The sequence below is a fragment of the Tissierella sp. P1 genome (assembly GCF_002266425.1).
Taxonomy (GTDB): Bacteria; Bacillota; Clostridia; order Tissierellales; family Tissierellaceae; genus Tissierella; species Tissierella carlieri.
The window spans coordinates 1-15,602 of sequence record NZ_NPMN01000052.1 but is presented as its reverse complement, the minus strand read 5'-3'; the positions used below and the strand labels follow the sequence as shown (position 1 = coordinate 15,602).

Here is a 15,602-nt window from a genome sequence, read left to right as displayed (position 1 = left end):
GTAGAGTAATTATATTATAATTGTTAATTAAGTTTAATTGATTTAATATAAGGAATTAATAACTTTAGATGCTAGATAACGCTACTCAACATAGATAGTTTAATAATATTTATTCTAGGTAATTCCTATTTTTCCTTCATGGTCTAATTAAAACATTCCTTAATTTTCCTCGTATGTAATATTAGGATATAGAAAAACTACATATGAGGTGATAATATTGGGAGAAAAAGAAAATAGAGAAAATAAAGAAATAGTTGATAAAAACTTTTTTAGGGCTATGAGTTATGAACTTGCAGGAGAAATTGGTATAATAGATAATGAAGATATGAAAAACAATAGAGGGCTTATACCTACCCCAAACAAGCAAAATCAAGAAAATGATAAATAGTAAAGAGGATGTTATAAATGACTATAAGGAATTGTAAGCAATGTGAAAAAAGCTTTATAGGCGAGGGTGAAATCTGTAATATCTGTGAAATGGAATCAATCAAAGAGAATGATGATATGACTAAACTAGCGGGTACAATAGAAGCCTTAGCCTTATTAAAGAGTATGAAAGAATCTCCCAAACAGATTTAAATATAAAACCTAATACATCTACACCTTTTGATAATCTAATATCAGAAGGTGTTTTTTTAGTTTCAAATTATTGAAAATATTATTATATTCTGATAATATAAAACTAAAGGATATTTCCATAGCTTTCCAACAAATTTGATAGTTATAAAGATTTTATACTGATATTAAATAAGGAGTATGATTATGCAGTCTATTGAAAATAAGAAAGATAGAAGAATTAAATTTCTTGGAATGAGGGTTATTAAAACGGTGATAGCTGTATATATTTGTTTTTTAATAAGTTTTATTAAAAAGTCTTTGCCTTTTTATTCTGTTATAGCAGCAATACTTTGTATGCAGAATGATAGTAAAAATAGTTGGCAAGCTGGAAAGAGTAGAATAATAGGTACCTTAATTGGTGGAGTATATGGATTCATAGCCATAATTTTGATTAGCTTTTTTAAGATAGAATTGTTTAATTACATACATTATTTAGTTTTAAGTTTGTTTTTAATTCCAATAATCTACTCAAATGTATATTTAAAAGTTCCAAACTCTACTTATATTAGTTGTGTAGTATTTTTGAGTATAACAGTTTCTCATGGTGGAGATATGGCACCAATGTATTTCGCATTAAATAGGGTAATTGATACTCTTATAGGAATAGGAGTTTCACTTGTTATAAACAAAGTCTTATGACCTAAGAACATGACGATTTAGTAAATTATTCTAATTAGAGCCTCCCTTTTTATGGAGGCTTTTGTGTAATGCATATTAAAATGGGTAATAATTATGAAGATAATTCTTTAGGAGGGGACAATATGGAAAAAGCAAAATATTTAATTATAGGTAATGGAATAGCTGGTCTTGCAGCAGCTAGAGAAATAAGATCTAATAGTGAAGAGGGTACTATTATAATGGTAAGCAATGAACCAACACTTACTTATTATAGAGTGAAATTAACTGAATATATATCTAAGGACTTTGTTGATGAAGATTTATTAGTTAGCAAAGAAAATTGGTATCAAGATAAAAATATTAAAGTTATGCTCAGAAAATTTGTAGAAGATATTGATGTTATAAATAATAAGGTAAGGCTTGATGATGGTCAAGTAATAGAATATGAAAAGCTGCTAATTGCAACAGGAAGTCGCCCATTTATTCCTCCAATCAATGGAAAATATCAAGAGGGGGTATTTGCATTAAGAACTTTAAAGGATTTACATTATATAAAGGATTATATGAAATCCTGCGAGGATGTATCGGTAATTGGTGGAGGCCTTCTAGGACTTGAGGCGGCATGGTCTTTGAAACAATCAGGAAAAAACGTGAGTATAATTGAATTTGCACCTTATTTATTGCCTAGGCAATTAGACAAAGAAATAGCTAATAAATTAGAAGAGAAACTTTCCAGTACTGGATTTAAAGTTTATCTTTCTTCTCAAGCGGAAGAAATAACTGGAGAAGGTAAAGCAATAGGCATAAGGTTAAATGGGGAGAGAAATATTAAGGCTGATGCAATCCTAGTTTCTTCTGGAATTAGACCGAATTTAGACTTAGTTAGAGATACTACAATAGAATATGATAAAGGTATAAAAGTGGATAAACATTTGAAGACAAATATAGATAATGTATATGCGGCAGGAGATGTAGTTGAAATAGAAGGGATGGTTCTAGGGCTTTGGACTGCAGGGAATGAGCAGGGTAAAGTGGCAGGGGCAAATATGGCAGGCAAGGAATTAGAATACAACCAACCTAAGATATTTACGACCTTACAAATAGGCAGCATAGAACTCTTTTCTGCTGGAATTATTAACGATTTTGATAAGGTATATGAATACAAAGATGAAAAGGGAGATATTCATCATAAGATATTTACAAAAGATGGGAAAATAGTTGGCGTAATTCTCTTTGGAGATTTGAAAGAAGTAAATGCCCTTAGAAATGCAGTTATATCAAATATGGATGTAAATGAATATATTGAAAAAGATAGAAGATTTAAATAGACTTTAATAAGAGTACAAATACTGGGGGTAGACTTATGGATATTCAATTTTATGGTGCAGCAAAGATGGTCACAGGTTCCAATTATCTTGTAAAGACTGAGAAATATAATATACTTGTGGACTGTGGAATGTTTCAAGGAAATGAGGAAATGGAGAAATTAAACTATAATGATTTTCCTTATAATCCTAGTGAAATAGACTTCCTCATATTAACACATGCACATATAGACCATAGTGGAAGAATTCCCAAATTGGTAAAGGATGGTTTTAGAGGTAGGATAATAACTACAAATGCTACCTATGATTTATGTAAGATCATGTTAAAAGATAGTGCAAAAATACAGGAATCTGATGTAGAATGGGAAAATAGAAAAAGACAAAGGGCTGGAAAGAAGCTATAGAACCATTATATACAATGAAAGATGCAGAGAATAGTTTAAAGTATTTTGAACCATATTTTATCGACCAAAAAATAAAGATAAATGATAATATTCAAATTAGATTTAAGGATGCAGGGCATATTTTAGGATCAGCTATATTAGAACTATGGGTTAGAGAAGTAAATGAGGAGGTAAAAGTAGTTTTCTCAGGAGATCTAGGTATGCCAGGAAGACTTATTATCAATAGTCCAGATTATATAGATGAAGCAGATTATCTTGTCATAGAGTCTACCTATGGTGATACTATACATGAAAGTTATGAAGAGAGTACTGAAAAGTTAATAGACATAATTAATAAAACTGTATTGAGAGGTGGCACTGTAATCATTCCATCATTTGCAGTAGGAAGAACTCAAGAACTTATTTATAAATTAAATAAATATTATGAGTACAATCCAGAAGTAGAAGAATATATGAAAGTTCCTATCTATATAGATAGCCCTATGGCAGTAGATGCTACGGAGGCGTTTAAAAGAAATTCAAGCAGTTTTAATGATGAGGCAAGAGCACTTATATTAAAGGGAGATAATCCATTTCAGTTTTCCAATTTAAGATATATAAAAAGTCAAGAGGAATCGATGGCATTAAATAAATATACATTTCCAAAGGTAATAATATCCTCTAGTGGAATGGCTACAGCAGGAAGAATAAGACATCATTTAAAACATAATTTGTGGGATGAAAAAAATAGTTTAGTATTTGTTGGATACCAGGCTGAGGGAACTTTAGGTAGAATACTTTTAGATGGAAAGAGGCAAGTGAAAATACTTGGAGAAGAGATTCATGTAAGAGCACAAATTTATGATATAAAGGGATTTTCAGGCCATGCGGACCAAAATGTGTTACTTGACTGGATAAATAAGTTCAAGAAGAAGCCGAAAAAAATATTTGTAGTTCATGGGGAAGAAGAACCAGCTAATGCACTTTCTACTCTCATAAGACATTTGTATAAAATTGAGACTATAATTCCTAATATAAATGACAGCTTCAGCATCGCAAAAAATGAAGTTGAATTGACAAAAGGCATTGAGATATTACCTGAGATGCTCAGAGAAGATATTGAAAATGAGTTGAAAACAGCATATAATCAATTTGAGGCTTTAATAAATAAATCCAGTGAAATGGTAGATGATAAGCTCCTAACTAAGAAATATGATGAAATCAAGAATCGGCTAATAGACCTACAGCATAGATTAATGGATTTAAATATTATAGTTGGGAAATAGAAAGTCACAAGAAGATAAGGAGGAACACATGAAGTATTTAGTGAATAATTCAAATGACCCAAGATATAATTTAGCTTTTGAAGAATATTGCTTTAAAAGTCTAGATCTTAAGGAAGACTATGTAATACTTTGGATTAATGGTCCAGCTATAATAATAGGTAAAAATCAGAATACGATTGAAGAGGTAAATCAAGATTTTGTAAATGAAAGAGGTATAAAAGTTGTAAGAAGAATAACTGGCGGAGGAGCAGTATACCATGATTTAGGAAACCTCAATTTCAGTATAATTTCTATGTCAACTGGGATTGAGAAAATTGATTTTAAGAAATATAATATACCAATAGTTAAATCTCTAGAAAAACTTGGTATCAACTGTGAGTTATCAGGTAGAAATGATATTACTTTAGATGGGAAAAAATTCTCAGGTATAGCTCAATCCGTATGGAAGAAAAGAGTTTTAAATCATGGAACATTATTATTTGATACTGAATTAGATGTATTATCAAATGCGTTAAATGTTAAACAAGATAAAATAGAATCTAAAGGAGTAAAGTCAGTAAAGAGTAGAGTAACAAATATTAAACCTTATATAGATAAAGATATAGATATCTATGAATTTAGAGATGTTTTGCTTAAAAATATTTTTGAAATGGAAGGTGAAGTACCTCAAGAGTATAAATTATCACAGGAAGATTTAGATGAGATACAAAAATTATTTGAAGAAAAATACTCAACTTGGGAATGGAATTATGGAGAATCTCCAAAGTCAAATTATCAAAATTATAAGAGATTTGATTTTGGAAGTATAGATATTAGATTTAATGTAATAAGTGGATTAATTTCAGATACCAAGATTTATGGAGATTTCTTTGGTACTGAGGATGTAGCTTTACTTCAAGAAAAATTAGATGGAAAGAAATATGATAAAATGGAAGTGTCAAAAATAATAGAAAACGAACCTTTGGAAAAATATTTTGGTAATATTTCTAAAGAAGAATTTGTAGATTTAATGTTTCAATAAAAGTTATAAGTAAAAATTATAATTAATAAATAATAACACCTAATGATTGATTTAAAAATGCTAGTAGATAGAATATCTACTAGCATTTTTATATAAAATGATGTTAAAAAATATCTATGTTATTTTCAATAAGTTTTTTTACCTTTGTGCTAACCTTATCTAAAAGATCTAGCATTTGTATTGAGAGAGCCTCGGCTTCTTTATATAATTGTTTTGCAGATTCTTTGTCAGATTTTTGTATTGCATCGATAACATGGTCTCCTATAGAATGAAATTCATGATGTACCTTATCTATTAATGTCCATTCTTCTATAATAGCAGGATGGTCTATTTCTATTGAATGGTAAAAATGACCAAAAGCACATTTTTTAGAATTAGTTTGAAGTGGATATGTACGAGTTTCATCCACTATTTTATGAAGTCCTTCTATCCATTTTTTATGAGCATCCTTAGCCTTATTAATTACTTCAAGTAATTCTTCATTTGTAAGAGCATTAACTCCTCCTTTTAGTCCTTTAAACATATGACTGACAATTGCTGATAGCTGATCATCTATTGATGCTATTTGCCCAGCAAAATCAACACTTTGAACTGCCTCATTGTGTATATTATTTGTCATCTCACTAAGTCTTTCTGCATCACTACTAGAAGATTCCATTGCTTGATTAATCTCATTTGCAGCAATTTTTATACCTTCCATTGACTCATAGACTATATTTACATCATTAACTACATTATTGAGCATTGCTACATTTTTACCCACGGTTTCATGAACTAATTCTATTCTTTCACTCATTTGTCCAGTAGATGACATAGTTCTATCTAAACTCTGTTTTCCATCTTGAGTAGCATCATGGATATGATTTACGAATTGCCTCATTCCATCTAATTTTTGTTTAGTATCATCAGCCAAATTTCTAATCTCATGGGCTACAACCGCAAAGCCACGACCATGTTCTCCAGCTCTAGCAGCTTCTATAGCTGCATTTAATGCTAAAAGATTTGTTTGTTCTGCTATGGTCTGGACACTATTTACTATTTTACCAATTTCATTAGTTAGATTAACTAGCTGTTGAATTTTATCATTCATGATTTCAGTATCTTGCACAACATTGTCTTTTAAGTTTTGTACTTCTTTTAATAAATCCATACTTTCATTGTTTTTTTGAGCCAAGGATTGAGATTCTTTTGCAAGATTGTCTAGGGTAGAAGAAGTTGTATCAATAGCTTCATTTACTTGATTCATACTTGCAGTAGTTTCTTCAACTATTGCAAGATTAGATTCACTTAAAGCTCCCATTTCTTCTGCAAAATTCATTAACTGGTTAGAAATATGAGTCATTCCAACATCAAAACTACTTAGGGAACTAACTATATTAAGCATTTTTTTTGTTGATTGTGACATTATTTCTTCATTAGTAAGTAATTTTTCAAAATGTTCGAAAACTTGTATATGAATAGGATATTTAACATCAGGTGCATTAACTTTTTTTCCACTCAATGAGTCTTCTACATATTTAACTATACACTCTGCTTCTTCACAGGGTGGCTTGCGAAAAATTCTTTTAAACATAAAAAAATCACCTCTTTATTTAGTAGTAGGACTTTTAGATTATTGTAGCTAAAATCAAATATATAATATTTATTCTCTATAGTAAATATAAATAATAATTTTTTTAGAGGAATAGTTAAAATATACCTCAATTATGCTATGAGTAAACATTTTTTAATTAATTTTCCAATTAGTGCATATAACATAAATATATTAAAGTATAAATGAATTTAAGTCAATGCTAACTAAGGATAATAAATTTTTAATAAGAATATCATCATTTGATAGATTATATTGGAAAAGGTGACTTTTCATATGTATAATATAATTAAATAGAAACGTCAATATACTAGGAGGGAATTTTATGAACTTACCGAAATCTATTAATTTTGCCAATTTACCAACTAAAATTGAAAAACTAGAGAGACTCAGTCAAGAGCTAGGAGCACAAATCTATATAAAAAGAGATGACCAAACAGGTAGTGAAATATCTGGAAATAAAGTGAGAAAGCTAGAATTTGCAGTTCAAGAAGCATTGGATAATGAATGTGATTATTTGATTACCTGTGGTGGTATACAGTCAAACCATGCTAGAGCAACAGCAGCGGTAGCAGCAAAACTTGGTATGGGAGCTTATCTTGTTCTTAGAGGGAAGGAAAATTCAGAAGTAGAAGGTAATTACTTCTTAGATAAGATGTTAGGAGCTAGGATTAAACTTATTACTGCTGAGGAATATAAGAATAGCAGAATGGAGATTATGGAGGAAATTAGAAATGAACTAGCAAAAGAAGGATATAAAGCATATATACTCCCCGAGGGAGCATCTAATGGAATTGGATCATTAGGATATTGTAAGGCTATGAAAGAAATATTAGATCAGGAAAAAGAACTTGGTATTAAATTTGATGCAATAGTTACTGCCGTAGGGTCGGGAGGAACTTATGCAGGATTATATTATGAGAACCATATTAAAAATACTGATGCAACAATTTATGGAGTAAATGTATGCGATGATGACGAATATTTTAAAAATATTGTATTAGGATTACTGAAAGAAATATCTAAGTATACAGGTGAAGAAATTTATGTAAATAAAGAAGATATAAATATTTTAGATGGATATGTGGGCAAGGGATACGCCTTGAGTGAGCCTCAAGAAATAGAATTTATTCATAAACTAGCTAAACAAGAAGGGGTAATACTAGATCCAGTATATACTGGTAAGGCTATGTATGGATTAGTTGAAGAAATTAAAAGGGGAACATTCGATAAACATAAAAACATATTATTTATTCATACCGGTGGAATATTTGGTTGGAATAATTTCGCTAGGAATCTAGTAGGAAATTAATTGATTTTAAATAATGTAAAGGAGATAAATCAAAATGAAAACCCTAATACCAACGAAAAATGAGCATTTTAAAATCAGGTTTGCAGAAGAAAAAGATGTAAAACTCATTTTACATTTTATTAAAGAACTAGCAGATTATGAAAAACTGTTACATGAAGTAGTTGCCACGGAAGAAATACTTATGGATTCATTATTTATTAGGAAATCAGCTGAAGTTATTATTGGAGAGCATGATGGAGAACCTGTAGGATTTGCCTTGTTTTTTCATAATTTTTCTACTTTCCTAGGCAGGCCAGGGATTTATTTAGAGGACTTATATGTGAGACCTGAAATGAGAGGGAAAGGTTACGGAAAAATATTCTTATCTTTTTTAGCAAAACTGGCTATAGAAAGGAATTGTGGAAGATTTGAGTGGTGGTGTATAGATTGGAATGAGCCTTCCATTAATTTCTACAAGAGTATAGGTGCAGTTCCTATGGATGAATGGACAGTATATCGTGTACACAATCAGGCACTTATTGATTTAGCAAATGAATTTTAAATTTAAAAATAAAAAAATCCAAAAATTCCCAGGTGGCACTTGAGCATATGGGAATTTTTCAATATATAGCCTAATAAACTAAATAAATATCTACATATGTGAATTATATAGTGGGTAAATTAATAAAGATAATAGTTTATTAAATTATAAAATAATTTTTCGCAAGGAGGCAAAAATGGATATACTAACTAGAAAGAAGTTTGAAGAATTAATAAATTCAGAAGAAGAATGGTGTATATCAATCTATATGCCTACCTGTCGTATGGGACCGGATATCAAACAAAACCCAATACGATATAAACAGTGCATTAGAGAAGCAGAAGATAAATTATTTAATATGGGTTTAAGTAAATCAGAAGTTGGAAGCATCTTATTATCAGCTAGTGATTTGATTGATGAAACAACATTTTGGCAAAACCAGACAGAAGGTTTAGCGATATTTATAACTCCAGAGGAAATGAATTATTATCACCTTCCATTTGAAGTTAAAGAGCAAGTGGTAATTTCAGATAAATTTTATACTAAACCACTTCTACCGCTCTTTACAGCAGATGGTCAATTTTATATATTAGCTTTAAGTAAAAATGAAGTTAGGTTATTTAAAGCTTCTAGGCAAACAGTTAATGAAATAGTAATGGAGGATGCACCTCGAAGTATGGAGGACATGAAAATAGATGATGACCCAAGGACTAAACTGCAAATTCGTACTGCAAATCCAGTAAGTAGTTCTTCGCTTGGATATAATACGGCAAGCCAAGGGCAAGCTGTTGAAAATGATTTTGAAAAGAATGAACTTACTAGATATTTCCGTGCAATTGATGAGTCTTTAAATAAATTGCATAAAGGAGAAGAAATACCTCTAGTTCTTGCTGGAGTAGAATATCTAATTCCCGTATATAAGGAAATCAGTAGATATCCAAATATATTGGATGAATTTATTAAAGGTAATCCTGAGATATTATATGGGAATGATTTGCAAAAAATGGCGTGGGAAATTATGGAGCCTAAATTTTTAAAGGTACAAGAATTAGCAGAATCTAAATATAATCAGTTTTCAGGTCAACGAAATGGATTGTCCTCAAATTCCTTAAAGAAAATATTATCACAAGCTTATAATGGTCAAATCGAAACATTATTTATTGCTAATGGAGCTCATCAATGGGGCCAATTTAATCCAGACATTAATAAGATAGATTTCTATGAAGACGAAAAGGTCGGAAATGAAGATCTCATGGAGCGTGCAGCTACTCTTACTATATCAAGAGGTGGAACAGTATATGTGGTAGATCCAGATAAGGTTCCAGACGGTGGCACTGTAGCGGCAGTATTAAGATATTAAATAGAAAATCCGAATAAAGAATCTTTATTCGGATTTTCTATTTAATTTTAAAATCTTTATTAATATTTTCTATCAATGCACCTTCACTTATAGATGAAATTAATTGGACTTACCTAAGTATTGAATATAGACTATATTATGTACTTTGTTAATTTTAATACATAAAGGAGGATTATATGAAAAGAAAAATTAGTTTGTTATTGATTGTATCACTTTTTATCGTGTCTTTAATAGGATGTACAAAAGATGAGTCTGCTTTAATATCTAATAACAATGAATTTAGAGCGGAGATGACATTTAATGGTTCATCAACTTTAGCACCTGTAATATCAGCTATAGCGACAGATTTCATTGAAGGTAATACTACTTGGGACAAAGTAGATCCTAGTTTTCCAGAGAAAAATATATCAATATATGTATCAGCAGGAGGCTCTGGTGCAGGGGTTAAATCAGTCATAGAAGGTACTAGTGATTTTGGTATGTTAGCTAGGGGTGTGAAGGATGAAGAAAAAGAAAAGATAGGCGATATGAAAGAATTTGTTTTAGGAATAGATGCTTTAACTATCTCTATAAATCCAGAAAATCCATTGTTAAAATTGAAAGATGGTTTAAGCACTGAAGAAATTATGAAGATATTTTCAGGAGAATATAAATATTGGGATGATTTAGATAATAGTCTTGAACATAAAGAGATAGTAGTTGTTATTAGAGATTTAGGCGGTGGAGCACATGAAGTATTCCAAAAGAGTATAATGGGAGATGTGCAAGTAAGAGAAGACGCTATTCAATCTCCTTCAATGGGTGCTTTAGTTACAAAAATTATCGAAAATAAAGATGCAATAGGTTATGCTTCTTTTGGTATGGTAAATCAAAATATAGGAAAACTTATACCTTTAAAGGTTGATGGAATAGAGCCAACAGAAGAAAATATAGTAAATGAATCATATAAGGTATCAAGGCCCCTTATTGTAGTTAAAAAAGGAGAATTGACACCTGAGCAAAAGGTATTTATGGATTTTGTTTTGTCAGATAAAGGTTCAGAGATTATTGAAAAAATGGGATTTGTACCAGCAAACTAAAATCAGGGGCTTTAGCCTCTTATTTTTTTGAGGTGATTATAGTGAAAGAGTTAGAAAATAAAATTTTTAAATCCATAGTATGTTTTTTTACTATATTGTCTTTATTTATACTATCTTTCATAATATTTTTTATTTTGAAGGAAAGTATTGTGTTCTTTAAAGAAGTTTCTATATTAGAATTTATTTTTGGTAAAAGGTGGAACCCTCTTAATTCTCCAGATAAATTATCAATATATCCTACTATACTAGGGACCATATATGTATCAATAGTAGGAATTGTTATTGCATTACCTATAGGTGTAGGGAGTGCTGTTGTTTTATCAAGTTATACCAATAGTAAAATTAAAAAAATAATTAGGACTTTAATAGATATATTAGCTGGTATACCTTCTGTTATCCATGGATTTATTGGATTATTGGTTGTTATAAAGTTTTTTGAAACAAAGTTTTTATTCGCTGCAGGGGAATCTGTATTAGCAGGTGGTATAATACTTTCTATTATGATGTTACCATTTATCATTTCAACATGTGAGGAGTCTATGGAAAAGATTTATAATGAATACTCTACATATTCAAATGCATTAGGAACCTCTAAATCCTATATGATTCGAAAAGTAATTCTACCTAATAGTAAGAGGAGCATATTAGCTTCTACGGTATTAGCTTTAAGTAGAGGTATGGGAGAAACCATGGCTGTAATGATGGTAATAGGTAATGCTCCTATAATGCCTAAATTATTAGGGAAATGTCAAACAATTCCCTCTTTAATTGCACTTGAGATGGGGATGGCTGAGGTTGGTAGCCTCCATTATCATGGGCTTTATGCTGCTGGATTTGTACTTATGATGATTCTACTTATTATAAATATTCTTCTATATATAATAAAAAGAAAAATAATATAAAATAAGGATTGGGATGTTATGAAGGAAAAAGTTAAAGATAATATATTTAAGTTATGGATTACAATAAGTACTATTATTGTAGTTGGAGTTACTATATTTATTTTGGGATATATTTTAAAAAAGGGATTGAATTCTATTGATTTGGAATTTATTTTCAGTAATCCAAAGGGTATACCTCTAGGATCAGAAGGTGGAATATTTCCAGCTATTGTTGGAAGCTTATTATTAATGCTGTTATCTTGTATTTTTGCATCTTTTTTAGCTATGGCAACAGCTATTTACACAGTTTTTTATTGTAATAACAAATGTATAAGTGATATCATCCATTTAATAATACAATGTATGGCTGGTATTCCTTCTATTATTTTAGGAATGTTTGGTTATACATTATTAATCTTGTATTTTAAAATTGATAGATCTCTATTAACGGCAAGTATAACATTGGGAATTATGATATTTCCATATATTGAGGTTAGAATTGAAAAAATAATGAGAGAGGTAGATTCCAATATTATTGGTACATCATATGCTTTGGGAGTATCTAAATTTTATACTATATTTAAATTGATATTGCCAATGTGTATAGAAGACATTACTTCAGCCATTCTCTTAGGCGGAGGATTCGCTATGGGAGCTGCTGCACCAATAATATTAACAGGGGCTGTAATATTTGCGTCAATACCTAAATCCATATTTTCTCCAGTTATGGCACTTCCTTTTCATCTTTATATATTAACGGGAGAAGGAATATCACTAGAAAAGGCATATGGTACTGCTGCCATACTTATTATACTATTGCTTATAATTAATATTTCATCATTGATTTTAAATAGAAATAGAAGGGGGATAGATAAATGGAAGTAATAAAGGTGAATGATTTAAATGTTAGTTATGATAATAAATTGATATTAAAAGATTTGTCTATGTCCTTTATGAAAAATAAGATAACTGCAATTATTGGACCTTCAGGTTGCGGAAAGTCCACATTTCTTACGACTCTAAATTTGATGCTGGAGGAACAAGGTGGTAGATATAGTGGAAAAATCTTTTTTAAAGATAAAGATATTCAAGAATATAATAAAAATGACGTAAGGAAAATGATTGGTATGGTATTTCAAAAACCTACACCTTTTCCTTTGTCTATATACAAGAATATGATTTATGCACCTATATATTATGGAATAAAAGATAAAAGTCAACTACAAAAAATAGTAGAATATAATCTAAAAAGAGTAGGGCTTTTTGAAGAAATAAACAATGAATTAAATATGTCGGCGATGAAGTTATCAGGTGGACAACAACAAAGACTTTCCATAGCAAGAGCATTAACTGTGGAACCAGAGGTATTGCTTTTAGATGAGCCATGTTCAGCATTAGATATAAAAAATACAGCTATTATAGAGGAAATGTTACTGAAACTTTCCAAGGAATATACGATAATAATAGTGACTCATAATTTGTCTCAAGCTAGAAGAATATCAGATTATACAGCATTTATTTTAAATGGAGGATTAATAGAATATGGAAAAACTGAGGAAGTGTTTTCTAATCCAAAGGATAATAGAACAAGAGAATATTTAGAAGGAATATATGGATAGACTTATGTGGAGGGATGAATTTGTTAATATACGAAATACCAGGTAGAGATAACATTCAAATCGAAAATATTGTATTTGACTATAATGGTACTATAGCAGTGGATGGGAAATTAGTTATCGGTGTAAAAGAGTTAATAAATAAATTAGCAGAATATGCAAAAATATATATATTAACGGCTGATACTTATGGAACTGTAGAAAAAGAATGTATGGGTATCAATGGAAAGGTCTTAACTTTTCCCAAAGAAAATGCAGGGAGATCAAAAAAGGATATAGTAAAAGATTTAGGTGGACATATGACTGCATGCTTAGGAAACGGATTTAATGATGTTTTAATGTTTGAAGAATCTGCTTTATCCATAGCTATAATAGAAAGGGAAGGTACATCGGGGAAATTATTATCTAAGGCCGATATAGTAGCTAGGTCTGCTTTAGAAGGATTAGAAATATTACTTAATAAAAATATGATAAAAGCCACTTTGAGAAATTGACAACTTTTAAGATTTTTAGGTATTATGTCTGAATATATGAAGTTAGAAATGAAGATAATAATCTGGAATGTAATTATTATGGAAGGAGGACATACATGATACGACAAGGATTAATACCAACGCTATTAGGAACTGCAGTTACTGGAGTTGGTTTAGTAGCAGTACAAGGAACAAGAACTAAGGATATAGCACCTATGATTGCTGCTGGAGTTGTGGGCTTTGGATTAGCTCATATAGTATTAGGAAGCATAGACCTGATTCAAGGAAGACAGATATAGCAAGGGTTAAAGTCCCTTGCTTTTTAATTTATTCATAAATAGATATTTGTTATATGAATTGAAAATCAAAGCAATAAAGAATAGAATTTATTAATAAAAAAATCGGGGATAATCCCCGATTAATGTGATAGTCTAGCATCTTCTGCCAAACAAATCACCACAGTTACAGAAAATAATTACTAAGAGTAAAAAGAAGAATAGTAAAGAATCATCCATACCATTACAACCTTCGCCTCTTCCGCCAAATAAACCACCCATAAGAACACCTCCTAATTTAGTTAAGAGTAGAACTCTCATAATAGAATATGAATGATAGTGATAAAGTGTTAATTATTATTTTATAATAATTAAGTAATAGATAGTATAGTAGGAGTTCTGTATCAAAGAATAATATAATGAAATCAAATCAAATATGTTAAAGGATTGAAAGGTCTCATAATAACCATAGTAGAGTAATATAAGAAAGGTTTCTAAGTCTGCACTACAGGTAGCTTTTTTTGCCACTGCATAAGCACTTGCATGAAACCAAAGATTTCGGCAATCTGCTTTAAATTCATTTAGGTTAAATTCTTAACACTAAGATATTGATAGTAGAACTTTCTTGTTCGTTATAAAAAATCGGGGACAGGCCCCGATTTAATTATTCTAAATTAGAAGAAATCACAGTTACAGAAAATAATCACTAGAATTAAAAAGAAGAATAATAGTGAAGTATCCATACCGCATCCGCCGCCAAACCAATTGCCACGTACTTCATTGTCAGACATTATTAACACCTCCTGGAGAGTAATAAAAAGATTGTGATATTAGTTACTATACTGTAAAATTTTGTCAGAATCTAGGAGAATGAGGTTTTTTCAACCTCTAATACACAATATTCATATTGTTAATGAAACGTGAATGTTTAAAGCGAGTTTTCAAAATGGATATCTAAAAATTACAGTAAAAGGAAGAAAAGATTTTCATTACTTAATTAATTTGCTCCTTATTAATAAATCAAGAGAATATTTAGGTCTTGACTTAAGACTACTTTATTTTTTTATTCATAAGTTTTTTCTTCAATTAAGATATTATACTTTTTAAATAAAGATTTTCCGATTCTAGGTTTTAAATCTGTTTCATGTAATTAAAGAAAAACTAATCAAATAAAAAGTTTCAAATTAGCATAGTAAAAACTCTCTCAAGAATCTATTTATATATTGAAAGATGAAAAAGTCGAC

18 protein-coding genes are annotated in these 15,602 nt (G+C 30.0%); 16 read left to right on the top strand and 2 right to left on the bottom strand.

The features are described 5' to 3' along the window. Positions 1–217: 217 nt before the first annotated feature. The 7 genes from CIW83_RS22430 (at position 218) to CIW83_RS21025 (ending at position 5,251) form a co-directional block, all read left to right on the top strand. Positions 218–388 (top strand): hypothetical protein, encoded by a 171-nt coding sequence (locus CIW83_RS22430; RefSeq protein WP_158220204.1) that lies wholly within the window; start codon positions 218–220, stop codon positions 386–388. 17 nt (positions 389–405) lie between these two features. Beyond that, complete coding sequence (locus CIW83_RS22425; RefSeq protein WP_158220203.1) at positions 406–579, top strand: hypothetical protein; 174 nt, start codon at positions 406–408, stop codon at positions 577–579. Positions 580–762: 183 nt separating this feature from the next. Continuing rightward, on the top strand, positions 763–1,257 hold the full coding sequence (locus CIW83_RS21040) for an aromatic acid exporter family protein (protein ID WP_158220202.1): 495 nt from the start codon (positions 763–765) through the stop codon (positions 1,255–1,257). A gap of 122 nt (positions 1,258–1,379) precedes the next feature. Further along, positions 1,380–2,564, top strand: a complete 1,185-nt coding sequence (locus CIW83_RS21035) for an NAD(P)/FAD-dependent oxidoreductase (protein ID WP_094904395.1) — start codon at positions 1,380–1,382, stop codon at positions 2,562–2,564. A gap of 35 nt (positions 2,565–2,599) precedes the next feature. After that, positions 2,600–2,965 (top strand): MBL fold metallo-hydrolase, encoded by a 366-nt coding sequence (locus tag CIW83_RS24055; RefSeq protein ID WP_235601440.1) that lies wholly within the window; start codon positions 2,600–2,602, stop codon positions 2,963–2,965. A 14-nt stretch (positions 2,966–2,979) separates the two neighbouring features. Then, complete coding sequence (locus tag CIW83_RS21030) at positions 2,980–4,230, top strand: MBL fold metallo-hydrolase RNA specificity domain-containing protein (RefSeq protein ID WP_235601439.1); 1,251 nt, start codon at positions 2,980–2,982, stop codon at positions 4,228–4,230. A 28-nt stretch (positions 4,231–4,258) separates the two neighbouring features. Continuing rightward, positions 4,259–5,251, top strand: a complete 993-nt coding sequence (locus CIW83_RS21025) for a lipoate--protein ligase (RefSeq protein ID WP_094904391.1) — start codon at positions 4,259–4,261, stop codon at positions 5,249–5,251. 103 nt (positions 5,252–5,354) lie between these two features. Here the strand turns inward: CIW83_RS21025 and CIW83_RS21020 are convergent, their stop codons facing one another. Continuing rightward, positions 5,355–6,824 (bottom strand): methyl-accepting chemotaxis protein, encoded by a 1,470-nt coding sequence (locus tag CIW83_RS21020; protein ID WP_094904390.1) that lies wholly within the window; start codon positions 6,822–6,824, stop codon positions 5,355–5,357. Between the two features lie 343 nt (positions 6,825–7,167). Here CIW83_RS21020 and CIW83_RS21015 point away from each other — a divergent pair, with 343 nt between their 5' ends. From CIW83_RS21015 to CIW83_RS20975, 9 genes are all read left to right on the top strand, one after another. Then, entirely contained in the window at positions 7,168–8,154 is a 987-nt protein-coding gene (locus tag CIW83_RS21015) for a D-cysteine desulfhydrase family protein (protein WP_094904389.1), read from the top strand. 34 nt (positions 8,155–8,188) lie between these two features. After that, a complete protein-coding gene (locus CIW83_RS21010) occupies positions 8,189–8,695 on the top strand; it encodes a GNAT family N-acetyltransferase (protein ID WP_201260089.1) in 507 nt (168 codons plus the stop codon). Positions 8,696–8,870: 175 nt separating this feature from the next. Further along, the gene (locus CIW83_RS21005; protein ID WP_094904388.1) at positions 8,871–10,034 is read left to right on the top strand and encodes a hypothetical protein; all 1,164 of its coding nucleotides are present in this window, start codon (positions 8,871–8,873) and stop codon (positions 10,032–10,034) included. 176 nt (positions 10,035–10,210) lie between these two features. Next, the gene (locus tag CIW83_RS21000) at positions 10,211–11,113 is read left to right on the top strand and encodes a phosphate ABC transporter substrate-binding protein (RefSeq protein WP_094904387.1); all 903 of its coding nucleotides are present in this window, start codon (positions 10,211–10,213) and stop codon (positions 11,111–11,113) included. A gap of 32 nt (positions 11,114–11,145) precedes the next feature. Then, the gene (pstC, locus tag CIW83_RS20995) at positions 11,146–12,015 is read left to right on the top strand and encodes a phosphate ABC transporter permease subunit PstC (protein WP_369819421.1); all 870 of its coding nucleotides are present in this window, start codon (positions 11,146–11,148) and stop codon (positions 12,013–12,015) included. A gap of 18 nt (positions 12,016–12,033) precedes the next feature. Continuing rightward, positions 12,034–12,879 (top strand): PstA family ABC transporter permease, encoded by an 846-nt coding sequence (locus CIW83_RS20990; RefSeq protein WP_094904385.1) that lies wholly within the window; start codon positions 12,034–12,036, stop codon positions 12,877–12,879. After that, positions 12,870–13,613 carry a phosphate ABC transporter ATP-binding protein gene (locus tag CIW83_RS20985; RefSeq protein ID WP_094904384.1) on the top strand — a complete coding sequence of 248 codons (744 nt, stop codon included), beginning with the start codon at positions 12,870–12,872 and terminating at the stop codon, positions 13,611–13,613. The genes CIW83_RS20990 and CIW83_RS20985 overlap by 10 nt, the downstream gene beginning before the upstream one ends. Positions 13,614–13,633: 20 nt before the next feature. Beyond that, a complete protein-coding gene (locus tag CIW83_RS20980) occupies positions 13,634–14,104 on the top strand; it encodes an HAD family hydrolase (protein ID WP_094904383.1) in 471 nt (156 codons plus the stop codon). A gap of 95 nt (positions 14,105–14,199) precedes the next feature. Further along, on the top strand, positions 14,200–14,382 hold the full coding sequence (locus CIW83_RS20975) for a hypothetical protein (protein WP_201260088.1): 183 nt from the start codon (positions 14,200–14,202) through the stop codon (positions 14,380–14,382). Between the two features lie 132 nt (positions 14,383–14,514). On the opposite strand, the gene CIW83_RS24605 is transcribed toward CIW83_RS20975, so the two are convergent. Further along, complete coding sequence (locus tag CIW83_RS24605; protein ID WP_255374552.1) at positions 14,515–14,640, bottom strand: hypothetical protein; 126 nt, start codon at positions 14,638–14,640, stop codon at positions 14,515–14,517. Between the last annotated feature and the right edge of the window lie 962 nt (positions 14,641–15,602).